This is a genomic window from Streptomyces sp. N50 (assembly GCF_033335955.1).
Classification (GTDB): domain Bacteria; phylum Actinomycetota; class Actinomycetes; order Streptomycetales; family Streptomycetaceae; genus Streptomyces.
In genome coordinates this window covers 816,216-840,570 of the sequence record NZ_CP137549.1, presented here as the reverse complement: position 1 = coordinate 840,570, position 24,355 = coordinate 816,216, and the positions used below count along the sequence as shown (strand labels likewise).

At 70.5% G+C, this 24,355-nt stretch carries 7 protein-coding genes and 1 pseudogene (1 of these 8 running past the window's edge); 5 read left to right on the top strand and 3 right to left on the bottom strand.

Going from position 1 to position 24,355, the window contains the following annotated elements; translation table 11 throughout:
- The first annotated feature begins 125 nt into the window (after window positions 1-125).
- The gene (locus tag R2B38_RS03385) at window positions 126-752 is read left to right on the top strand and encodes a GntR family transcriptional regulator (RefSeq protein WP_318014884.1); all 627 of its coding nucleotides are present in this window, start codon (window positions 126-128) and stop codon (window positions 750-752) included.
- Window positions 753-768: 16 nt separating this feature from the next.
- Here R2B38_RS03385 and R2B38_RS03380 read toward each other — a convergent pair whose 3' ends face one another.
- Genes R2B38_RS03380 through R2B38_RS03370 form a run of 3 tightly spaced genes read right to left on the bottom strand, consistent with a single transcriptional unit; the run spans window position 769 to window position 3,314 of the window.
- Window positions 769-1,098: a cupin domain-containing protein gene (locus tag R2B38_RS03380; protein ID WP_318014883.1), complete on the bottom strand. Its 330-nt coding sequence runs from the start codon at window positions 1,096-1,098 to the stop codon at window positions 769-771.
- Complete coding sequence (locus tag R2B38_RS03375; RefSeq protein ID WP_318014882.1) at window positions 1,095-1,886, bottom strand: carbon-nitrogen hydrolase family protein; 792 nt, start codon at window positions 1,884-1,886, stop codon at window positions 1,095-1,097. The genes R2B38_RS03380 and R2B38_RS03375 overlap by 4 nt, the downstream gene beginning before the upstream one ends.
- A gap of 42 nt (window positions 1,887-1,928) precedes the next feature.
- Window positions 1,929-3,314 (bottom strand): MFS transporter, encoded by a 1,386-nt coding sequence (locus R2B38_RS03370; protein ID WP_318014881.1) that lies wholly within the window; start codon window positions 3,312-3,314, stop codon window positions 1,929-1,931.
- Window positions 3,315-3,474: 160 nt separating this feature from the next.
- Between R2B38_RS03370 and R2B38_RS03365 the strand changes: the two genes are divergently transcribed.
- The 4 genes and pseudogenes from R2B38_RS03365 to R2B38_RS03350 form a co-directional block, all read left to right on the top strand.
- On the top strand, window positions 3,475-4,161 hold the full coding sequence (locus R2B38_RS03365; RefSeq protein ID WP_318014880.1) for a DUF2848 domain-containing protein: 687 nt from the start codon (window positions 3,475-3,477) through the stop codon (window positions 4,159-4,161).
- Window positions 4,162-5,018: 857 nt separating this feature from the next.
- Window positions 5,019-11,405, top strand: coding sequence for a non-ribosomal peptide synthetase (locus R2B38_RS03360; RefSeq protein ID WP_318014879.1), 6,387 nt, complete (start codon window positions 5,019-5,021; stop codon window positions 11,403-11,405).
- Window positions 11,402-18,010, top strand: a complete 6,609-nt coding sequence (locus R2B38_RS03355) for a non-ribosomal peptide synthetase (RefSeq protein WP_318014878.1) — start codon at window positions 11,402-11,404, stop codon at window positions 18,008-18,010. The genes R2B38_RS03360 and R2B38_RS03355 overlap by 4 nt, the downstream gene beginning before the upstream one ends.
- A pseudogene (locus R2B38_RS03350) lies at window positions 18,007-24,355 on the top strand (amino acid adenylation domain-containing protein); its annotated part runs 7,880 nt beyond the window's last position; the annotation flags it as partial. The gene R2B38_RS03355 and the pseudogene R2B38_RS03350, both read left to right, overlap by 4 nt.

The window sequence follows — 24,355 nt, the reverse complement described above, 5'->3', positions numbered from 1 at the left end:
CAGGGCTCGTGCGTCGGCGCCGGCTTCCGGAGGCGGGGCGCGGGCCCGTGCCGTACGGCTCTCCCGGGCGGGAACGCGCGTGGTAGCGTTTGTATACAAACTGTATGCGATGTCTGGGGGTTGCCGTGGCGTCCGGTCGGGAGAAGGCCTACGCGTATCTCAAGGACACGGTGCTGACGGACCCCGGGATGCAGGGGGCCTTCCTGTCGGAGCAGGACCTCGCCGATCGTATCGGCGTCTCCCGCACCCCCATCCGCGAGGCGCTCCTGATGCTCGCCGCGGAGGACCTGGTCGAACTCGTCCCCAAGCGCGGCGCCCGGGTGGCCCCCCTGACGGGGCGCGAGGTCCGGGAGCTGATGGAGCTGCGCGGCATGGCCGAGCGGTACGCGGCCGAGCGGCTCGTCGCGGCCGGGCGGGTGCCCCTGGAGGAACTCCGCTCCCTGCTGGAACAGCAGCGCGCGCTCACCGGCGCCGAGGAGGCCCACGAGTTCATCGCCGTGGACCACCGCTTCCACGCGTCCCTGGTGTCCGCCGTGGGAAACACTCTTCTGGACCGGCACTACGACGGTCTGCGCAGCCGCCAGGTCCGCGCCGGGGTGGTTGCCGTCTTCAACCAGCAGGGCCGGCAGAAGGCGGTGCTCGACGAGCACGAGGCCATCGTCGACGCCCTCGCCGCCGGTGACGCGCGGGCCGCGTGCGCGGCCATCGACCACCACCTGCGGTCGACCCTCAAGGTGCTCCTCGACGGCTGACGCCGGTCCTCGGCGGTCAGGGGTAGGTGATCACGAGCATCGTCACACCGTCCGCCGAGGTCCACGGCCCGTGCGGCATTCCCGGAGGACGGCAGGCGTACATGCCCGCCGTGAAGGTGCGGTCCAGCGTCAGGTCGTGCATCGCCCCCTCGACGAGGTAGACCTCCTCCCATACGTCGTGCAGGGCCACGCCCGCGGCCGAGGAGTCCGTGCCCGGAGCCCAGCGGACGAGCGCGGTGCGCCGCCCGCTGTCGGGATCCTCGGCCAGCACACACTCCTCGACGCCGGGTCCCGTGCCGGTCCAGGGCCCGTCGGGGTGGTGGAACTCCAGCTCGGGCCCGCTCATCGCCACACCTCCGGCCGCCGGTTGGCCAGCACGGACGTCTTCTCGCGGACCGCGCCGACCTCGTCGACGTCCAGGTCGGTCAGGAGCAGCTCCGGTTCGGCGCCGAGGGAGGCCCGTACGGTCCCGTCGGGGCCGACGACCAGGCTGTGGCCGATACCGGTCGGCGCCGGGCCCGGACCGGTGCCGGGGTCGGCCTGACCGACGGCGGCGACCCAGACCGTGGCGTCCAACGCGCGGGCCCGCACCAGCAGTTGCCACTGGTCGAGCTTGCCGGGACCGGCACCCCAGGAGGCCGCCAGCAGGGTGCCCACCGCCCCGGCGTCGGCATGCGCCCGGAACAGCTCGGGGAACCGGACGTCGTAGCAGGTGGCCAGCCCCAGCCGGACCCCGTCCACGTCGATCACGGCGGGACGGGAACCCGGGGCCACGGTCTCGGACTCGCGGAAGCCGAAGGCGTCGTAGAGATGGATCTTGTCGTACGACTCCTCGACGCCGGGGCCGGTGGCCAGCAGGGTGTTGGTCACCCGGCCCTCGCCGCCCGGGGTGAACATGCCGGCGACGACGACTGTGCCGGTCGCGCGGGCGATCTCACGGATCCCGTCGGCCCATGGTCCGTCCAGTGGCTGGGCGAGCGGGGCGAGGGGTGTGCCGAAGCAGGCCATCGACGCCTCCGGGAAGACGACGACACGGGCTCCGGCGTCGGCGGCGCGGCGCGTCCACTCCTCGATGAGGCGCAGGTTCTTCTCGGGATCGGGGCCGGTGGTGAGCTGGCTGAGGGCGGTCCGCATGGGCGGGGTCTCCTTGTCCGGGGCGGGGTGGCGTGGGTGCTGTCAGTGGGCCAGGGGAGCGTCCGCCGTGGCCGGGGGCTTCGGTGCGGCGAGTTGGGCGTCTTCGTCCACGGCGGCTTCCGGGTTGCGGCCCAGCATGACGCCCACCAGGGATATCGCCGAGGCGAGGGCGATGTACAGGGCCAGCGGTACCCAGCTGTCGTAGGCGCTCAGCAGGGTGGTGAACAGGAGCGGGGCGATGGCGCCGCCGATGATGCCGGCCAGGGTGTAGGCCAGCGAGGAGCCGGTGTAGCGCAGGCGGGGGGAGAACTGTTCGGCGATGAAGGCGGCCTGTGGGCCGTAGAGGCAGCAGTGGATCACCAGGGCGACGAGGACTCCGGCGGCGAGCGGCAGCCAGGAGCCGCCGGCGGCCATCGGGAAGAACACGAACGGCCACACGGCGGCGGCGACCGCTGAAGTGCCGTACAGCAGGCGCCTGTTGACGCGGTCGGAGAGGGCGCCGGCCAGGGGCATCAGGAAGACCTGGACCGAGGAGCCGATGAGGACGGCGGCGAGGGCGGAGCCGCGGGACATGTCGAGTTCCTGGGTGGCGTAGGTCAGGACGAAGACGGTGAACATCGCGTAGAGGACGTCCGGTCCGACCCGGCACAGGATCGCGGCGGTGAGGGCGCGGGGCTGGGTGGTGAAGACCTCGCGGATCGGGGTCTGGGGGCGGGACTGTTCGGCCTCCATCGCCTTGAAGACCGGGGTCTCCTCCAGCTTGGCCCGGATCCAGAGCCCGAAGCCGACCAGGACGCCGGACAGCAGGAACGCCACACGCCAGCCCCACGACTCGAACTGCGCCTCGGTCAGCAGGGCGCCGAGGGCGGCGAGCACGCCGTTGGCCAGCAGGTTGCCGGCGGGCGGGCCGACCTGTGCGGCGGAGGCGTAGAAGCCCCGGCGGCGGGAGTCGCCGAACTCACTGGAGAGGAGGACCGCGCCGCCCCACTCGCCGCCCACGCCGACGCCCTGGGCGAAGCGGAGCACGACCAGGGCGATGGGCGCGGCGATGCCGATCGTGCCGTAGGCGGGGAGGAGACCGATCAGGAATGTGGCTGCGCCGATGAGGACGAGGGTGGCGATCAGTACCTTCTTGCGGCCGATCACATCGCCGAGGCGGCCGAAGACGAAGCCGCCGAGGGGGCGGGAGAGGTAGCCGACCGCGTAGGTGGAGAACGCGAGGAGCGTGCCGGTGAGGGGGTCCTCGGAGGGGAAGAAGAGGTCGCCGAAGACGAGGGCCGCGGCGGCGGAGTAGACGGCGAAGTCGTACCACTCCAGGGCGGTGCCGGTGAGGCTGGCGACGAAGGCGCGGCGGACGCCGGCGGTTTTCGCCGTGGCGTCCGTGCCGCTGCGCGTGGCGTCGGTGTCGCTCTTCGGGGTGTCGTGCATGGGGCCCATCCTTGCTCGGGGACATCGACCTTCCGGCATACTTCTTGTATACAGGATGTATGCGCAAGCCCTGCGCCGGAAGTCAACCGTGGAGAAATCGGGTTCCGCCGGCCCGTCACCGGTGCCTGTCTCCTCTTCACCGACCCCTGGGAGTGCCCTCATGGCCGTGCTGACCTTCGAACTGCCCGACGGATCGACGCGCGAGGTCGACGTCGTCCAGGTCCTCAACGCCGGGTACGCCGGGCGCAGCCAGGACGACGTCGCCGCGCACGTCGCGGAACTCGCCGAGCTGGGGGTGCCGGGGCCGTCCGTGACGCCCGCGCTCTACCCCGTCTCCCCGTACCTCGCCCAGCAGACCGAGCGCGTCGCGGTCCAGCACGGCCGCACCTCCGGCGAGGCCGAGTGGGCGTTGGTCGTCGCGGAGGGCGGGGAGTTGTTGCTGACCGCCGCGTGCGATCACACCGACCGGGACCTGGAGGTGCACGGGGTGGCGTGGAGCAAGAACGCCGGCCCCGACGTCCTCGCGCGCCGCGCCTGGCGCCTGGCCGACGTGGAGTCCCGTATCGATGAGATCACGTTGCGCGCGTGGGTCAGTCACGCGGGCACGGAGACCGAGATCCAGACCGGCACACTGGCCGAACTCCTCACCCCGGGCTACTGGGTTGACGTGCTGCGCTCCCGCGGTGAGCTGATCCCCGGGACTGTCCTGATCTCCGGGACCATTCCCATGGCCGCGGGTGTGGACCAGTTCGCCGACGGGTGGCGTGTGGAGCTGGCGGATCCAGCGGGTGGGGACGCGATCGGTCTTGCCTACGATGTCCGGCCGATGGCGGAGCCGATTGGCTGACGGGGGAGTTCGCTGACGTGGAAGTCGGTTGGCTGGTGCGGGAGTTGGTCGGTCGATCGGCGCCGGTGCCGGCCGGCCCGAACCATCGGGCTTTCCGGTCCGATCTGCTGCCTGTCGTCACCGGGCGGTCGCGCCAGGTGGTCCCGGTCATCACCGACCCGTCGGCGACAAGCCGTTCGCGGAGTCCGGCCGGGTAGGAGTCGGCCGCTTCGGTTGGCGACGCAGTTCCACGGCGAGATGCTGCCCGACTCGCAGCCGGGAACCCGTTGGAAGGCCATCTGGCTCCGTACCTCCGGGATCGCCGCGCGCCCGCACCGCTCCGTGCCGCCCGGCCCATTGGCGATCGACGCCGAAGGGTTGCCGGAAGTCCGTCACGCCGTATGCGGCACGGTGTCTGTACGACGAGACGCCGCCGATCGTCCAGGTGTCGCCGAGCCCGGTGAGTATCCCGGGATCGTCGCGGGGGCAGGTGACGCGGCCGATAGGGGACTCGGCCAACGTAACACCGTGGAAGGGGGGTTCGGTGATTACGCGTTCATGATGGCACTTCGGGCCGGACCGCGGTCGTGCGCGTTCAACTGCTCTGCCGCCGCAGTTGAACGCGCACGACCGCGGCACATTGATCACTGGAGCACCCTGAGCCATAGTGGCTCACCGTAAAGGTGTGGGGGCTGTTGAGAACTGCGTGCCGATGAACGGCATTCCTGTCGGCTTCGAACCGTGCCGTCGGCCGATACGGAGCGAGCGATATCTTCGTGTGCCCCCGAGAAATGCGTAGCGCAATTCGTGCGGTAATTTGCGGATCGAAATGATGGGGGTATGCGGCCGTGTCTGGATCCGAGCGTGATCTTCACGAATTGACCGGAGCGCAGCGCGGTGTCTGGTACGTCCAGCAGCTTTCCGCCGACGGTTCGCTCTACAACATCGGTGAATACTTCGACATCCGCGGCGACCTGGCGGTGGACCACTTCGTCGCCGCCGTGCGGCAGGCGGTGGCGGAATCCGACACGTTCCGGCTGCGGTTCACCGGCGACGGCGAGGCCGCGCGCCAGTACCTCGGCCCGGCGGTCGAGCCGGAGGTCGAGGTACTGGATCTGAGGTCCGCGCCGGACCCGGTCGCCGCGGCCGAGGAGTGGATGACGCGGGAGTTCCGGCAGCCCGTGGATCTCTCTGCGGAACCCGCGTTCAAATACGCGGTGATCAGGATCGCGTCCGACCGGAATTTCTGGTTCTACCGGGTGCACCACCTCGTGTTCGACGGCTGGAGCGCGACGATCATCAATGCCCGGGTCGCGCGGATCTACGCGGGGCTCATCTCCGGGAGCCCCGTCGAGGAGGGCGCCCCGGAGTCGGTGTCCATTCTTCTGGAATCGGATGCGACCTATCGGGCCTCGGCGCAATTCCTGGCCGACCGGGAATTCTGGCTGGACTCGATGTCGGGTCTGCCCGAATCCGACGATGCTCATACGACGACGCCGCAGACCCTGCCGGGACTGCCGACGCGGCATATCGAAGCCGCCGACGCCGAATTCGCCGGCGCGCTGCCGACGGCCGCCCGCGCGCTGCGGACCACTGTCGCCGGCCTGGTGCTCGCCGCGGCCGCGGTCCATCTCCACCGCACCACGCGGAAGCGGGACATCCTCCTCGGACTGTCCGTCCCCGGACGCGTCGGGGCCCGTGAGCGAGGCGTTCCGGGAATGACGGCCACCGTCCTGCCCATCCGGCTCAGGGTCGACCGGGAGACGTCCGTCGAGGAACTCCTCCGGCAGATCTCCAAGGTGATCCGTCTCGCCCTGAAGCATCAGCGGTACCAGCAGACGGACATGGTCCGGGATCTGGGCAGGGCGCGCGCCGGTTCGCTCTTCGACCTGCTCGTGAACGTCATGTCCTTCGACTACCCGGCGCAGTTCGGCGACTGCGTGACGATCACGCGGCCGCTCAACAACGGGCCCGTCGAGAACATGCGGCTCTGTGTCTACGACCGGTTCGCCGAGGGCAAGATCGATATCGCGTTCGATGTCAACAGCTCTTTGTACGACGCCGAAACAGCACGTGGGATGTCACGTTCCATGACGGCCGTCCTGAAGTGGCTCGTGGCCGCGGACCCGGCGGACCGGGTCGGCGCGGCGGAGCTCCTCGGCGTGGCGGAGCGGCGGCGCGTCGTCGAGGAGTGGAACGCGACGAAGGCCCCGGAGCCCGATGCGTCGGTCCGCGAGCTGTTCGAGGCGCAGGTGGTGCGGACGCCTGACGCGGTGGCGGTGGTGTCGGATGGTCGCTCGGTGTCGTACGCGGAGTTGGAGGTGCGGGCGAATCGGCTTGCGCACTTTTTGCGGGCGCGGGGTGTGGGGCGTGGGTCGGTGGTGGGGCTGTGTCTGCCGCGTGGTGTGGAGACGGTCGTGGCGATTCTGGGGGTGTGGAAGGCGGGGGCGGCGTATGTGCCGTTGGATCCGGCGCATCCGGTGGAACGGATCGCCTTCATGCTCGCGGACAGCGGGGCGCGGGTCGTCCTGAGCCACGGCGGACTGCCGTCGGATCTGTATGTGCCGGGCTTGCGGGCGATCGATCTGGGTGATCCCGAGGTTGCCGGGGTGCTGGGTGCGGCGCCGGTGACGGTGCCTCAAACGCCCCTGAGCAGTGGTGAGTTGGCGTATGTGATCTACACCTCGGGTTCATCGGGGCGTCCGAAGGGCGTGGCGGTGACGCAGGGCGCACTGGCCGGCTACGTGGCGTCGGTGCCTGAGCGGGTGGGGTTCGCGGAACCCGGCGCTCGGTACGCGCTGTTGCAGCCGGCGGTGACGGATCTGGGGAACACCGTCGTGTTCGCGAGTCTGGTGTCGGGAGGTGAGCTGCATGTCCTGGGCGAGGGGGTGGTTTCCGATCCCGGGGCGGTGGCCGGGTATCTGGCGGAGCACGGGATCGACTGTGTGAAGGTGGTGCCGTCGCACCTGGAGGCGTTGGCGGCGGGGGTTCCGCTGGCCGACCTGGTGCCTTCGAAGTCGCTGGTGCTGGGGGGCGAGGCGCCGTCGCCCGCGCTGGTGGCGCGGCTGCTGGAGCTGCCGGGCGGATGCGAGGTCTTCAATCACTACGGGCCGACCGAGACCACGGTCGGTGTGGCGACGGCGCGTCTGACGCCCGAACTGCTGGCGTCGGGCGTGGTGCCGGTGGGTGCGCCGGTGGACCATACGCGCGCCTATGTGCTGGATGACGCGCTGGGCCCGGTACCGGCGGGGGTGGCCGGTGAACTGTACGTCGCGGGTGCGCAGTTGGCCCGGGGCTATGTGGGCCGCCCGGGGCTGACGGGCGAGCGTTTCGTGGCCTGCCCGTTCGGTGCCGCGGGTGAGCGGATGTACCGGACCGGAGACCGGGCCCGCTGGAGCGACGACGGTTCGCTGGTCCTTCTCGGACGGGCGGACGACCAGATCAAGATCCGCGGGTTCCGGGTGGAGCCGGGCGAGGTCCAGAACGTGGTGACCGCGCACCCCGGCGTCGCCCGGGCGGCGGTGGTGGCGCGGGAGGACGTGCCGGGGGACGCCCGCCTGGTGGCGTACGTGGTGCCGGCCGTCGGGCAGGAAGTCCCCCAACTCGCCCTGTCGCTGCGGGAGTTCATGGCGGGACGGCTGCCCGAGCACATGGTGCCGTCGGCGGTCGTCGTCCTGGACGAGTTGCCGCTGACCGGCAACGGAAAGCTGGACCGCAGAGCCCTGCCCGCCCCCGACCACGCGACCACGCTCGCGCGGACCGTTTCGCGCGGGCCCGTCACCGCACAGGAGGAGCTCCTGTGCGGGGCGTTCGCGCATGTGCTGGGTGTGGACGGCATTGGCGTCGACGACGACTTCTTCGCCCTGGGCGGCCACTCCCTGCTGGCGATCCGGCTCATCAGCCGCATCCGCACGCTCCTGGACGTGGAGCTGCCGATCGAGGTGTTCTTCGAAGGCCCCTCGCCACGGCAACTGGCACAGCGACTGCGCACCGCGGCCCAGGGCCGAAGCGGCGTACGGCCGATGGACCGCCCCGAGCGCGTACCGCTGTCCTTCGCACAGCGCAGGCTCTGGCTGCTCGACCGGATGGAGGGTCCGAGCACCACCTACACCGGATGGCTGACCCTGCCGCTGAGCGGCACCGTCGACCGCACAGCACTCACCGAAGCCCTCCGGGACGTCATCGGCCGGCACGAGGCGCTGCGCTCGGTGATCACGGTCGTCGACGACGAGCCCTACCAGACCATCCGCACGCTGGAGGAGACGGGCTTCGCACTGGCCGTGGTCGAACTGGCTCCGCGGGATCTGCCCGCCGCGGTGGCCGAGGCGTCGGGCCACCTCTTCGACCTGTCCTCGGAACTACCCCTCCGGGCAACGCTGTTCGACCTGGGCCACGACCGATCCGTGCTGCACATCACGGTTCACCACATCTCCGGCGACGGATGGTCGATCGCTCAGCTCGGAAAGCAGTTGTCGACGGCCTACGCGGCACGTCTCAGGGGAGAGGCCCCGGGCTGGGACCCACTGCCGGTCCAGTACGCGGACTACACCCTGTGGCAGCGGGAGATGCTGGGCGACGCGCAGGACCCGGACAGCGTGCTGTCCCGGCAGACGGCTTACTGGCGCGAGGCGCTGGAGGGGGCGCCGGAGGAGCTGGAGCTGCCGCGCGACCGGCCCCGCCCCGCCGTGGCCACCCACCGTGGCAACACCGTCGACCTCAAGGTGTCCGCCCACTGCCACCGTGAGCTCGCCGCCCTGGCGCGTGAGCGGGGGGCGACACTCTTCATGGTGCTGCAGGCCGGCTTCGCGATGCTGCTCAGCCGGCTCGGCGCCGGAACCGACCTGCCCATCGGATCGGTGGTCGCCGGACGCACCGACGAGGCGCTGCACGATCTGCTCGGCTTCTTCGTGAACACCCTGGTGATCCGGACCGACCTGTCGGGCGACCCGACCTTCGAGGAAGTCCTCGACCGGGTGCGCGAGACCAGCCTGTCGGCGTACACGCATCAGGACCTGCCGTTCGAGCGGCTGGTGGAGGAGCTCGCCCCGACCCGGTCGATGGCGCGGCACCCGCTGTTCCAGGTGATGCTGACGCTGCAGAACAACGCGGAGGCGGTCGTCGACCTCCCGAACGTCGCCAAGGACAGGATCTCGACCACCTGGACCGCGGCGAAGTTCGACCTCGAGCTGTATGTGCGCGAGACGTTCGACGCCGAGGGCGGCCCGGCGGGACTCGGCGGGATGCTGATCGCGGCGGCGGATCTGTTCGACGTGGAGTCGGCCGAGCGCGTCTCCAGCCGCTGGAGCCGCGTGATGGAGTCGCTGGCCACCGATCCGCGGACCCGGTTGAGCGAGCTGGACGTCCTCGACGCCGGTGAACGCGAGCGGCTGCTGACGGAGCGGAACGACACCGCGGCCGACATCGCCTCGGCCACACTCCCGGAGCTGTTCGCCGCCCAAGTGGCACGGACGCCGGACGCGGTGGCCGTGGTGCACGAGGGAACCGAGCTGTCGTACACCGAACTGGACGCGCGGGCCTGCCAGTTGGCCCAGCACCTGGTCCGACGCGGCGCCGGGCCCGAGTCGGTGATCGGGGTGTGCCTCGAACGCGGTGTCGACATGGTGGTGGCGCTGCTCGGCGTACTGAAGGCGGGCGCCGCCTATCTGCCGGTGGATCCGGAGCACCCCGCCGAGCGGATCGCCGTCACCCTCGCGGACGCCCGCGCACTGTGCACGCTGACGTCGTCCGCGTTCGAGGGACTGCTGCCCGCGCACACCGAACGAGTGGTGGTCGACGACCCGGCGACCGCGGCGGCGATCGAGGCGTGCCCGGTGACCCCGCCGCCGCTGACGGTCATGCCCGGACACCCCGCCTACGTGATCTTCACCTCGGGCTCGACCGGACGCCCGAAGGGCGTCATGGTTGCGCACGCCGGCATCGTGAACCGGCTGGGGTGGATGCAGGACCGGTACGGGCTGACGGCGTCGGACAGGGTCCTGCACAAGACGCCCTTCGGATTCGACGTCTCGGTCTGGGAGCTGTTCTGGCCGCTGCTGGAGGGCGCGGTACTGGTCCTCGCCCGGCCGGGCGGCCACCGGGACCCCGCCTACATCGCGGACCTGGTACGCGAACAGCGAGTGACGACCGTCCACTTCGTTCCGTCCATGCTGGAGATCTTCCTCGCCGAACCCACGGCCGGCCGCTGTACGAGCCTGCGGCGAGTGGTCTGCTCCGGCGAGGCACTGCCGCCTCACGCCCAGGCCAGGTTCTTCGAACTCTTCGACGACGTGGAACTGCACAACCTCTACGGGCCCACGGAGGCCTCCGTCGACGTGACGGCCTGGCAGTGCCGTCCTCGGCGGGCGGACGCGACGGTCCCCATCGGCACGCCCGTCGCGAACACCCGGGTGTACGTCCTGGACTCCGCGCTGAAACCGGTCCCGGAGGGAGTGAGCGGTGAACTCCACCTGGCAGGCGTGCAGTTGGCGCGCGGCTACGCCGGAAGGCCCGGCCTGACCGCCGAGCGTTTCGTGGCCTCGCCGTTCGTACCGGGCCAGCGGATCTACCGCACCGGGGACGTCGTCCGGTGGAGCCCGGACGGGCAGCTGGAATATCTGCGCCGTGCCGACGACCAGGTCAAGATCCGTGGATTCCGTATCGAGCCGGGTGAGGTACAGGCCGTGCTCGCCGCGCATCCCGCGCTGGCACAGGTCGCGGTGACCGTCCGCGAGGACGCCCCGGGAGACAAACGCCTCATCGCGTACGTCGTCCCCGCCGCGGACCGGGACCCGGCGGACCACACCACACTCTCCGAGGCGGTACGCGCCTTCGCGGCGGACCGGTTGCCCCCGTACCTGGTGCCGTCGGCGGCCGTCGTCCTCGACGCACTGCCGTTGACAGCGAACGGCAAGCTCGACATCAAGGCCCTGCCCGCGCCCGACTGGACCACGATGGGCGGCCCGGCGGTGCCTCGCGAACCGGCGAACGAGCGCGAGGCCGCGCTGTGCGACGCCTTCGCCGACGTCCTCGGCGTGCCGGTGGTCGGCGCCGACGACGACTTCTTCGCCCTGGGCGGCCACTCCGTCCTGATCATGCGCCTGGGCAGCCGGGTCCGCACGGTGCTCGGAGTGGACGTACCGATGCCGGTCCTGTTCGAGAAACCGACCCCGGCCGGCCTCGCGATGTGGATCACCCGACACAGCGGTACCCAGCAGAAGGCCCGGCCCGTGCTGCGGCCGATGCGCGAGCAGGAGGCGTCCCGATGATTCCCTTGTCCTACGCACAGCGCCGCCTGTGGTTCCTGGGACAGCTGGAGGGACCGAGCGCCACCTACAACAGCCGGGTGGCACTGCGGCTGACGGGCGAGCTGGACCACGCGGCACTCGAAGCGGCACTGCGGGACGTCATCGGCCGCCACGAGGTGCTGCGCACGGTGTTCCCCGCAGCCGAGGGCCGGCCCTACCAGCAGGTCCTGGCGATGGACGAGGTGCCGTGGAACCTTCCGGTGATCGACGTGGTCGGGACGGACCCGCCGGGGCAGCGGGACCGAGGACTGGTGGAGGCCGACAGCCTCTGGGACCGGCCACTGACCGAACTGCCCCAGACCGAGATGGCCGCCGACCTGCCGGGGACTCAGGTGTCCCACGCGGAGCTGGCCGGCGCGGTGGCACGCGCGACGGCGTACGCCTTCGACCTCGCGGCGGAAATCCCGCTGCGCGCCTGGCTGTTCGCCGTACGCCCGGACGAGCACGTCCTCGTCCTGGTCGTCCACCACATCGCCTGGGACGACTGGTCGATGGGGCCGCTGGCCCGGGATCTGTCGACCGCGTACACGGCACGCCGCGCGAGCCGGGCACCCGAGTGGGAGCCGCTGCCCGTGCAGTACGCGGACTACACCCTGTGGCAGCGGGAGGTGCTCGGTGACGAGGACGACCCGCACAGTGTGCTGAACCAGCAGACGGCGCACTGGCGCGAGGCACTGTCCGGAGTCCCGGAGGAGCTGGCCCTGCCCACGGACCGGCCGCGCCCCGCGACGGCCAGTCACCGCGGCCACAGCGTCACCGTGCTGCTCCCCGCGGAACTGCACCGGAGCCTGGCGGAACTGGCGCGTGAGCACGGGGCGACCCTGTTCATGGTGCTCCAGGCCGGCCTGGCTGTGACGCTGTCCGAGCTGGGAGCGGGAACGGACATCCCGATCGGCTCACCCATGGCGGGACGCACCGACGAGGCGCTGAACGACCTGGTCGGCTTCTTCGTCAACACCGTGGTCATCCGCACCGATCTGTCCGGCGACCCGACCTTCGCCGAGGTGCTGGAACGGGTACGCGGGAGTGCGCTGGCGGCGTTCGGGAACCAGGAAGTGCCCTTCGACCGCCTTGTGGAGGAACTGGCCCCGGCCCGTTCCCTCGGCCAACACCCCCTCTTCCAAACGATGTTCACGCTGCAGAACGCGCACAGCGGTCCGGCGATCGGCGGCGCGGGCGCGCTGCTGAAGCTGGCCGGGATCCAGGTCGCCGAACTGCTGCCCGGCAGCTCGGCGGCCCGCTACGACCTGTGGTTGAACGCGGGCGAGACATTCGACGCGCAGGGCGAACCGGCCGGGATCCGCGGAGTGCTGAGAGTGGCGGCGGACCTCTTCGATCCGGCGACGGCACGGCGCATCGTGGGCTGCCTGACGCGGGTCCTGACAGCCATGGCCGCGGACTCCCGGGCGAAGGCCGGCTCGGTGGACGTCCTCGACCCGGCCGAGCGTGAACTCGTCCTCGACACCTGGAACCGGACGACCGTCGCGCTTCCCGAGACCTTGGTCCCGGGTCTGTTCGAGGCGCAGGTGGTCCGGACGCCGGATGCGGTGGCGGTGGTGTCGGACGGTTGCGCGGTGTCGTACGCGGAGTTGGAGGTGCGGGCGAATCGGCTCGCGCACTACCTGCGGGCGCAGGGTGTGGGGCGTGGGTCGGTGGTGGGGGTGTGTCTGCCGCGAGGTGTCGCGATGGTCGCGGCGATTCTGGGGGTGTGGAAGGCGGGCGCGGCCTATGTGCCGTTGGACCCGGCACATCCGGTGGAACGGATCGCCTTCATCCTCGCGGACAGCCGGGCGGAGCTGGTCCTCGGCGCTTCGGACCTGCCGGGCCCGCGGGTGATCGACCTGGCTGATCCAGGGGTTGCCGGTGTGGTGAGGGCGGCGCCGGAAACGGCACCTGACGTGCCGGTGGGTGGGGCCGAGCTGGCGTATGTGATTTATACGTCGGGGTCGACGGGGCGGCCGAAGGGTGTGGCGGTTTCGCACGGGGCGTTGGCGAACTACGTGTCGTCGGTGCCGGGTCGGGTGGGTTTTGGTGTGCCGGGTGGCCGGTATGCGGTGTTGCAGGGGCAGGCGACCGACCTGGGCAACACGGTGGTGTTCGCGAGTCTGACCACCGGGGGTGAGCTGCACTTCCTGGAGGAGGAGGCGGTCACCGATCCGGTGGCGGTGGCGCGCTATCTGGCCGAGCAGCGGATTGACTATCTGAAGGCGGTGCCGTCGCATGTGGCGGCGTTGGGTGTGGGTGCGGTGCTGCCGGCGAAGTCGCTGGTGCTGGGTGGTGAGGCGGCTTCCCCGCAGTTGGTCGGGGAGTTGCTGGCGGCGGCCGGGGACCGAGAGGTGTTCAACCACTACGGTCCGACCGAGACGACCATCGGTGTCGCGACGACACGTCTGACCGAGGAGACGGTGGCGTCCGGTGTGGTGCCGGTCGGGTCGCCGGTCGCCAACACCCGTTTCTATGTGCTGGACGATGCGCTCCACCCGGTGGCGCCGGGTGTGACCGGTGAACTGTACGTGGCTGGTGCGCAGTTGGCGCGTGGATATGTGGGCCAGGCCGGTCTGACGGCGGAGCGGTTTGTGGCGTGCCCGTACGGCGGCTCGGGTGAGCGGATGTACCGGACCGGGGACCGGGCCCGCTGGACGTCGGGTGGTCAGTTGGTGTTCGCGGGCCGTGCGGATGACCAGGTGAAGATTCGTGGTTTCCGGGTGGAGCCCGGCGAGGTCCATGCCGTAGTGACTGCTTATCCGGGTGTTGCCCGGGCGGCGGTCGTGGCGCGGGAGGACGTACCGGGGGACGCCCGTCTGGTGGCGTACGTGGTGTCGGCTGGCGGGCAGGACAGCGCTCAACTGACAGCTGTGCTCGGTGAGTTCATGGCGGATCGGCTGCCTCAGCACATGGTGCCGTCGGCGGTCGTGGTCCTCGACGAACTGCCGCTGACCAGTAACGGCAAGCTCGACCGCGAAGCGCTGCCCGCCCCCGACTTCACCGCGGTGTCAGGCAGTGGACGGGGGCCGGCCACGGTACGGGAGGAGATCCTGTGCCGTACGTTCGCCGAGGTGCTCGGCCTGGACAGCGTCGACGCCGACGGTGACTTCTTCCGGCTGGGCGGGCACTCGCTGCTCGCGGTCCGGCTGGTGGCGGCCCTGCGGGAGCGGGGGGTGCCGGTCTCGGTCCAGGCGTTCTTCGAGACGCCGACCCCCTCCGGTCTCGCGCGGGTGGCGGACGCCGAGACGTTCGCGGTGCCGCCGAACCTGATCCCCGAGGGAGCCACGGAGATCACTCCGGAGATGCTGCCGCTGGTGGACCTGGACACGGCCGAGATCGCGCGGCTCGTCGAGCAGGTGGACGGAGGCGCGTCCAACATCGCGGACGTCTATCCGCTCGCCCCGCTCCAGGAAGGCATCTTCTTCCACCACCTGATGAGCGATCAGCAGAGCGCCGACGTGTACGCGATGCCCTTGGTGCTGGGCTTCGACTCGCGGCGGCGCCTGGACGGCTTCCTGGCCGCGTTGCAGCAGGTGGTGGACCGGCACGACATCTACCGCACGGCGATCGTGTGGGAGGGGCTGCGCGAGCCGGTCCAGGTGGTGCAGCGCCGCGCCACGCTGCCGGTCGAGGAGGCTCTGCTCGATCCGCGAGGCGATGCCGATGCCGATGTCGTGCAGCGCATGCTCGCCGTCGGAACGGGGCCGATGGACCTGGGCCGCGCACCGCTCCTCGACGTGCACACGGCCGATGAACCGATCGACGGCCAGTGGTACGCACTGCTGCGCATCCACCACCTGGTGAGGGATCACACCACGCAGGAGGTGCTCCTTCAGGAGTTGCGGGCCTTCATGTCGGATCGGGGCGGCGAGCTGCCCGAGCCGCTGCCGTTCCGCGACTTCGTGGCGCAGGCCCGCCTCGGTGTGGCGCAGGAGGAGCACGAGCGCTACTTCGCCGGGCTGCTCGGTGACGTGGAGGAGGCCACGGCCCCGTTCGGGCTCCTGGACGTGCGCGGAGACGGCACGGACGCGAAGCAGGAGCAGGTGCCGGTCGACGCGGAACTGGCCTTTCGTGTACGGAAGGTGGCGCGCTCGTTCGGTGTGAGTCCGGCCACGGTCTTCCACCTGGCCTGGGCGCGGGTCGTGGCCGCGGTCAGTGGCCGGGACGACGTGGTGTTCGGCACGGTGCTCTTCGGACGGATGAACTCGGGTGCGGGCTCGGACCGGGTGTCCGGCCTCTTCCTCAACACCTTGCCCATGCGGGTGCGCACCGGCGACGTCGACGTGGCCGGCGCACTGATGGCGGTGCGCGATCAGTTGGCGGAGCTGCTGGTGCACGAGCATGCGCCGCTCGCACTCGCGCAGCGGGCCAGCGGCGTACCGGCCGGCGGCCCGTTGTTCACCTCGGTCTTCAACTACCGGCACAGCGAGGACATTTCACGACCGGTCGGCGGCGAAGCCGCCACGGGCCTCGAAGGCGTCCGACTCGCCTACATGTGGGACCGCTCCAACTACCCGCTCAACGTCTCCGTCGGCGACCGGGGCACCGGCTTCGAGGTGACCGTGCACGCGGTGGCTCCGGCTGATCCGGTGCGGGTGGCAGGGTTGTTGGAGACGTGCCTGGCGAATGTGGTGGGGGCGTTGGAGGAGACGCCGGGGACGCGGCTCGCGCGGCTCGGTGTGCTGGACGCCGTGGAGCGGCGTCGGGTGGTGGAGGAGTGGAACGACACAGCGGTGCCCGGGGTGGGCGCGGTGCTGGTGCCGGAGTTGTTCGAGGCGCAGGTGGCGCGGACGCCGGACGCGGTGGCGGTGGTGTCGGACGGTCGCGCGGTGTCGTACGCGGAGTTGGATGCGCGGGCGAACCGGCTTGCGCACTATCTGCGGGCGCAGGGTGTGGGGCGTGGGTCGCTGGTGGGGCTGTGCCTGCCGCGAGGTGTCGCGATGGTCGCGGCGGTCCTGGGGGTGTGGAAGGCGGGGGCGGCGTATGTGCCGTTGGACCCGGCCTATCCGGGGGAGCGGCTCGGATTCATGGTGGCCGACTGTCGTGCCGCGGTGCTGATCGGCACGGGAGAGGTGCTGGACGAGTTGCCGGTAGGGCGGGTCCGGACGGTCGACCTGGACGATCCGACGGTGCAGGCCGCGCTGGCGCGGCAACCCGCGTCGACTCCTCAACTCGGGCGCCTGAGTGGCGAGTTGGCGTATGTGATGTATACGTCCGGGTCGACTGGCGTGCCGAAGGGTGTGTCGGTCACGCACGGCGGGCTGGCGAACTACGCGGCCTGGGCCGCGGGCGCCTATGGGATGGAGGAGGGCGGTGGTGGTGCCGCCTTGCATTCGTCGCTGGCGTTCGATCTGACGGTGACGAGTGTGGTGGTGCCGCTGATCTCCGGGTCCGCGGTGGTGGTGAGCGAGGCGGGCGGCGCCGAGGGGCTCGCGGAGTTGGTGCGCGGGTCGGACGAGTTCGGGCTGGTGAAGGTGGTGCCGGGGCATCTGCCGCTGCTCGCCGAACTGTTGTCGGCGCGGGAGGTGCAGGGGGCCGCGCGGCGTCTGATCGTGGGCGGTGAGGCACTGCCGGGTGCGGATGTGCGGGGCTGGCTGGAGCGGGTGCCGGGGTCGGTGGTGGTGAATGAGTACGGGCCGACGGAGACGGTTGTGGGGTGCTGCGTCTTCGAGGTACGTGCGGGTGATCAGGTCGGTCAGGTGGTGCCGGTCGGGCGGCCGGTGGCGAATACGCGGCTGTATGTGCTGGACGACCGGATGGACCCGGTGCCGGTGGGGGTCGCGGGCGAGTTGTACATAGCGGGCGCGCAGCTGGCGCGGGGGTATGCGGGGCGCGCGGATCTGACGTCGGAGCGGTTTGTGGCCTGCCCGTTCGAGGCGGGTGGGCGGATGTACCGGACCGGGGACGTGGCGCGGTGGACCGGGGACGGGCAGTTGGTGTTCCTGGGACGGGCGGACGGGCAGGTGAAGATCCGTGGGTTCCGGGTGGAGCCGGGTGAGGTGCGGGCGGTGTTGGCCGCGCACCCGCGGGTCACTCAGGCGGCAGTCGTCGCCCGGCAGGACACACCGGGTGACACCCGCTTGGTCGGCTATGTCGTGCCGGACAGCGCGGCCGGCTCTGCTCCCGAACTCGGCGATGCGGTACGGGAGTTCACCGCATCCCGGCTTCCGGAGCACATGGTGCCGTCGGCGGTCGTGGTCCTGGACGCGTTGCCGCTGACGGTCAACGGAAAGCTGGACCGCGGTGCCCTGCCCGCTCCGGAGTACGCGGGCGTCGCCGGTACGGGACGCGGACCGGTGAGCGTGCAGGAGGAGCTCCTGTGCCAGGCGTTCGCCGAGGTGCTGGGAGTGCCCGAAGTCGGCGTCGACGACGACTTCTTCGCACTCGGCGGCCAGTCACTCCTGGCAACCCGGCTCGTCAGCCGCGTACGGACGCTGCTCGGCGTCCAGCCCCGCATCCGAGTTCTCTTCGAAAGCCCTACCCCGGCCGGTCTCGCGACCTGGATCACCCAACAAGTCGGCAGCCAGAAGAAGGCCAGGCCCGCAGTGCGGCCGATGCGCCACCAGGAGGAGTACCGATGATTCCGTTGTCGTTCGCCCAGCGCCGGCTTTGGTTCCTGGGCCAGTTGGACGGCCCGAGCGCGACGTACAACATCGCCATGGCGCTGCGCCTGACCGGGCAGCTGGACCGTGGCGCGCTCGAGGCGGCGCTGCAGGACGTCATCGGACGGCACGAGGTGCTGCGCACGGTGTTCCCGGCGGTGGACGGTGAGCCGTACCAGCGGATCCTGTCGGTCGAGGAGGCCGGGTTCGAGCTGCCGGTCGCCGACACGGCACAGGAGGAACTGGCCGGCGCGCTGGCCGGGGCATCGGCGTACGCCTTCGATCTGGCGTCGGAGATTCCGCTGCGGGCATGGCTGTTCGTCCTGGGCGAGGGCGAGCACGTGCTCGCGCTGACGGTGCATCACATCGCCGGTGACGGCTGGTCGATGGGACCGCTGGCCCGGGATGTGTCGGCCGCCTACGCGGCACGGTCGGCGGGCGAGGCGCCGCGATGGGATCCGCTGCCCGTGCAGTACGCCGACTATGCCCTGTGGCAGAGGGAGTTGCTGGGTGACGGGGATGCCGGCGAGGGCGTCCTGGGCGAGCAAGTCGCGTACTGGCGCGAGATGTTGGCGGACGCTCCGGAGGAACTGGAGCTTCCGGTGGACCGGCCGCGTCCGGCCGAGGCGACTCATGAGGGACACCGTGTCGGTCTGGAGCTGTCGGCCGAGACACACGGGAGGCTGTTGAAGATGGCGCACGAGCGGGGCGCGACCCTGTTCATGGTGCTGCAGTCGGCCCTCGCTGTGCTGCTGAACCGGCTGGGTGCCGGGACCGATATTCCCATCGGCGCGGCCGTTGCCGGGCGGACGGACGAGGCGTTCGACGACCTGGTCGGTTCCTTCGTGAACACGTTGGTGTTGCGTACTGATGTGTCTGGTGATCCGACGTTCGAGGAGCTTCTTGAGCGGGTGCGTGGGGTGGGTCTGGATGCTCTGGATCATCAGGATGTGCCGTTTGAGCGCCTGGTGGAGGAGTTGGCGCCGGTGCGTTCGTTGTCGCGGCATCCGTTGTTCCAGGTGATGCTGACGGTGCAGAACACGGTGTCGGGGGTGGTGGATCTGCCGGGGTTGCGGGCGGAGTCGATTGCTACGGGTGTGTCGTCGGCGAAGTTCGATCTGGAGGTGTCGGTCGGGGAGGTGTTCGACGGGGAGGGCGTGCCGGCGGGTGTGAGTGGCCGGTTCGTCGCTTCGGCGGATCTGTTCGACGCGCGGACCGCTGAGCGGATCGCGGGTTGGCTGGTGCGGGTTGTCGAGGTGCTGTCGGCGGAGCCGGGGACGCGGTTGTCGGCGGTCGAGCTGCTTGATGTGGCTGAGCGGCGTCGGTTGGTGGAGTGGGGCAGTGGGCCTGCGGGTCGGGTGTCGGGTGTGTCGGTGCCGGAGTTGTTCGGTGAGTGGGTGGCGCGGACGCCGGATGCGGTGGCGTTGGTGGCGGAGGGTGTGTCGCTTTCGTTTGCGGAGTTGGATGCGCGGGCGAACCGGGTTGCGCATTGCCTGCGTGGGCGGGGTGTGGGTGCGGAGTCGGTTGTTGCGGTGTGTTTGGAGCGTGGTGTCGATCTGGTGGTGGCGTTGTTGGGGGTGTTGAAGGCGGGTGGTGTGTATCTGCCGGTGGATGTGGAGTATCCGGTGGAGCGGGTGGCGTTCATGGTCGCGGATGCGGCGCCGGTGTGTGTGGTGACGACGGTGGAGTATGCGGCTGTGGTGACGGGGCTGCCGGTGGTGGTTCTTGATGACCCGGCGGTGCAGGCGGAGTTGGACCGGCAGGCCACTGAGCTGGCACCCGACTCGACTGTTTCTTCTGAGAACGCGGCGTATGTGATGTATACGTCGGGTTCGACGGGGGTGCCGAAGGGGGTGGTGGCGACTCACGGGGATGTGGTGGGGCTGGCGTTGGCGTCGCATTGGGGTGTGTCGGGTGGGGCGCGGGTGTTGTTCCATGCGCCGCATGCGTTTGACGCGTCGTCGTATGAGGTGTGGGTGGCGTTGTTGTCGGGTGCTGGTGTGGTGGTGGCGCCGACGGATGTGGTGGTTGACGGTGGTGTGCTGCGGTCGTGGATCGCTGAGTATGCGTTGACGCATGTGCATGTGACGGCGGGGTTGTTCCGGGTGTTGGCGGAGCGGGATCCGGGGTGTTTTGCCGGGGTGGATGAGGTGTTGACCGGTGGTGATGTGGTGCCGGTGGAGGCGGTGCGTCGGGTGGTGGAGGTCTGTGCCGGTGTGGTGGTGCGGCATCTGTACGGTCCGACGGAGGTGACGTTGTGTGCGACGCAGCATGCGGTGTCGGGGGTGGGTGCGCTGGAGGGGGTGTTGCCGATCGGTCGGCCGCTGGATGGGACGCGGGCCTATGTGCTGGATGGCTCCCTTGCCCCGGTGCCGGTGGGGGTGGCGGGTGAGTTGTATGTGGCGGGTGCGGGGTTGGCGCGGGGTTATCTGGGGCGTGGGGGTCTGACCGCGGAGCGGTTCGTGGCCGATGTGTTCGGTGGTGTTGCGGGTGGGCGGATGTATCGCACGGGGGACCGTGTGAGGTGGGATGCGGATGGTCGGCTGGTGTTTGTGGGCCGGTCGGACGATCAGGTGAAGATCCGTGGGTTCCGGGTGGAGCCGGGTGAGGTGGAGGTGGTGCTGGCCGGGCTGCCTGAGGTGGCGCAGGCGGCGGTGGTCGCCCGCGAGGATGTTGTGGGCGACAAGCGTCTGGTGGCGTATGTCGTCGCGGCCGGCGGCAGTGCGGGCGTGGCTGAACTGGGTGTGTCGATAAGGGAGTTGGCGGCGGAGCAGTTGCCGGGGTACATGGTGCCCTCGGCGGTCGTGGTCCTTGCTGCCCTGCCGTTGACGGGTAACGGCAAGCTGGACCGGGCCGCTCTGCCCGCCCCCGACTTCGCATCCGGGGCCGGTGCCGGCAGGGGACCGGAGACGGCGCAGGAAGAGGCCCTGTGCCTGGCGTTCGCCGAGGTGCTCGGCCTGCCTTCGGTCGGCGTGGACGACGACTTCTTCGCCCTCGGTGGGCACTCGCTGCTCGCGGTGTCGCTGGTCGAGAAGCTGCGCACCCGTGGCATGTCGGTGTCGGTCAGGGCACTGTTCCAGACGCCGACGCCGGCCGGTCTTGCCGTGGCCGCCGGGGCGGAGGAGATCTCGGTCCCGCCGAACCTGATTCCCGACGACGCCACCCACATCACCCCGGAGATGCTCCCGCTGGTCGACCTGGACGAGGCCGAGATCGAGCGGATCGTCACGGCTGTCCCGGGCGGAGTGGGCAACATCGCCGACGTCTATCCGCTCGCCCCGCTCCAGGAAGGCATCTTCTTCCACCACCGGATGAGTGATCAGCAGGGCGCCGACGTATACGCGATGCCCACGGTCCTCGGCTTCGACTCGCGTCGGCGCCTGGATGGCTTCCTGGCCGCGCTGCAACAGGTGGTGGACCGGCACGACATCTACCGCACGGCCATCGTGTGGGACGGCCTGCGCGAACCCGTCCAGGTCGTGCGGCGCCACGCCGAGCTGCCCGTCGAAGAAGTCGCGCTCGATGCCCACATCCCCGATGCGGCCTCCCAGTTGCTCGCCATCGGTGAGTCCCCGATGGACCTGGGCCGCGCACCGCTGCTGGACGTGCACACCGCCGCCGACCCGAGCGGCGACGGCCGGTGGCTGGCTCTGTTGCGCATCCACCACCTGGTGCAGGACCACACCACACAGGACGTACTGCTGGGTGAACTGCGCACGATCCTCTCCGGCCAGGGCACAACGCTGCCCGAACCCCTGCCGTTCCGCACCTTCGTGGCGCAGGCCCGGCTCGGTGTGCGCCGTGAGGAGCACGAGCGCTACTTCGCCGGTCTGCTCGGGGACGTCGAGGAGACGACGGCACCGTACGGCCTCCTCGATGTGCACGGTGACGGCTATGACGTGCGGCGGGCGAGGCTGGAGGTCGGGGAGGAAGTCGCCGTCCAGGTAAGGGAGTTGGCGCGGGCGCGGGGCGTGAGCGCGGCCACCGTCTTCCACCTGGCGTGGGCGCGGGTGCTGGCCGCCGTCAGTGGCCGGGACGACGTCGTGTTCGGCACGGTGCTGTTCGGCCGGATGCATGCCGGCGCGGGATCCGACCGTGTGCCGGGTCTGTTCATCAACACGCTGCCGGTCCGCGTGCGCGTCGCGTCCACCGGTGTCGGCGAAGCGCTGGGCGGTCTGCGGCAACAGCTGGCCGAACTGCTCGCGCACGAGCACGCCCCGCTCTCGCTGGCCCAGCAGGCGAGCGGAGTCCCGGGCGGTAGCCCGCTGTTCACCTCCCTCTTCAACTACCGGCACAGCCAGAGCGGTGCGCGGACTGCGGCTGACGGCCTCGACGGTGTCACGCATCTGACTCCTGCCGACCGCGTCGACGACCGCACCAACTACCCGGTGACGGTGGCGGTCGACGACCGCGGGAACCGGTTCCGACTGACCGTCAACGCGGTGGCGCCGGCGGACCCGGAGCAACTGTGCGTGCTGCTGCACGAGGCCGTCGCCAACGTCGCGGCCGCCTTGCGCGATGCGCCGGAGTCCCGGCTCGGCGCGGTGGACGTGCTGGATGCGGTGGAGCGGCGTCGGGTGCTGGAGGAGTGGAACGAGGCGCCGGCGGAGGTGGCTTCGGCGACATTGGCGGAGTTGTTCGAGGCCCAGGTGGCGCGTGCTCCGGGTGCGGTGGCGGTGGTGTGCGACGGGATCGAGGTGTCGTACGCGGAGCTCGACGGACGGGCGAACCGGCTGGCGCGTCATCTGCTGGGCCGGGGTGTGGGCGCGGAGTCGGCGGTCGCGGTCGTCATGGAGCGCGGCATCGATCTCGTGGTGGCTCTTCTGGGTGTGGTGAAGGCCGGAGGCGTGTACGTGCCGCTGGACCCGGCCTATCCGGCCGAGCGGATCGCGTACACGCTCACCGACGCGCGGGCCGGGTGGCTGCTGACCTCGGCGGCGCTGCGTGACGAGATGGCGGGCTTCGGGGTGCCGGTGGTCGTGCTGGACGACCCGGCGGTGACACCTGAGCCGGCCGGACCGGACGCTTCGGTGCCGGTCGCGGGTGAGCGGGGTGCGGTGCTGCCGGAGCATCCGGCGTACGTCATCTACACCTCGGGCTCGACGGGCCGCCCCAAGGGTGTGGTGGTGACGCACGCGAACGTGACGGAGCTGTTCGCGCAGACGCGGGGGCTGTTCGGGTTCGGGCCGCAGGACGTGTGGAGCTGGTTCCACTCCTTCGCGTTCGACTTCTCGGTGTGGGAGCTGTGGGGGGCGCTGCTGCACGGCGGTCGTGTGGCGGTGGTGTCGTACGAGGTGTCGCGGTCACCGGAGGACTTCCTCACGCTGCTGGAGCGCGAGCGGGTGACCATGCTGAGCCAGACCCCGTCGGCGTTCTACCAGTTGCTGGCCGCGGAGCAGCACAGGCCAGAGGCGTTGGCCGCGTTGCGGGTGGTCGTGTTCGGCGGCGAGGCACTTGATCCGGTGCAGCTGGCCCCGTGGTGGGCGCGGCACGCGGACGGCGGGCCGCGCCTGGTGAACATGTACGGAATCACCGAGACCACGGTGCACGTGACCCATCAGGATCTGGCCGCGGACGGTACCGCGCCGGGCAGCAGTGTGATCGGGCGTGGGATTCCGGGGCTGAGCGTCTATGTGCTGGACGAGTGGCTGCGCCCGGTGCCGGTGGGTGTCGCGGGTGAGGTGTACGTGGCCGGCGGACAGCTGGCCCGTGGCTATCTGGGTCGGCCGGACCTGAGTGCGCAGCGGTTCGTGGCCTGCCCCTTCGGCGCCGCGGGTGCGCGGATGTACCGGACCGGGGACCGCGCGAAGTGGGATGCGGACGGGCGGCTGGTGTTCGCGGGTCGTGCGGACGATCAGGTGAAGATCCGCGGGTTCCGGATCGAGCCGGGTGAGGTGCGGGACGTACTGGCCGGCTGCCCGGGGGTGGCGCAGGCGGCGGTGATCGCGCGTGAGGACGTTCCGGGCGACAAGCGGCTGGTCGCCTATCTGGTGGCGGTGGGTGCGGATGTCGTGCCGGATGAACTGACGTCTGGTGTGCGGGAGTTCGCGGCGGCGCGGCTTCCCGGGTACATGGTGCCGTCGGCGTTCGTGGTCCTTGACGCGCTGCCGCTGACGGTCAACGGCAAGCTGGACCGCACGGCACTGCCCGCTCCCGAACACACCGCCACGGCCGGCGCGGGCAGAGGCCCGGCGAACGCGCGGGAAGAGATCCTGTGCCAGGCCTTCACAGAGGTTCTCGGACTGCCCTCCGTCGGCGTCGACGACGACTTCTTCGCGCTGGGCGGTCACTCGTTGCTGGCGATCTCCCTGGTGGAACACCTCC

Excerpts from the sequence above, each read along its gene's own strand:
- R2B38_RS03370 (WP_318014881.1), bottom strand. The coding sequence starts at position 3,314 with ATGCACGACACCCCGAAGAGCGACACCGACGCCACGCGCAGCGGCACG.
- R2B38_RS03355 (WP_318014878.1), top strand. The coding sequence starts at position 11,402 with ATGATTCCCTTGTCCTACGCACAGCGCCGCCTGTGGTTCCTGGGACAG.
- R2B38_RS03380 (WP_318014883.1), bottom strand. The coding sequence starts at position 1,098 with ATGAGCGGGCCCGAGCTGGAGTTCCACCACCCCGACGGGCCCTGGACC.
- R2B38_RS03365 (WP_318014880.1), top strand. The coding sequence starts at position 3,475 with ATGGCCGTGCTGACCTTCGAACTGCCCGACGGATCGACGCGCGAGGTC.
- R2B38_RS03375 (WP_318014882.1), bottom strand. The coding sequence starts at position 1,886 with ATGCGGACCGCCCTCAGCCAGCTCACCACCGGCCCCGATCCCGAGAAG.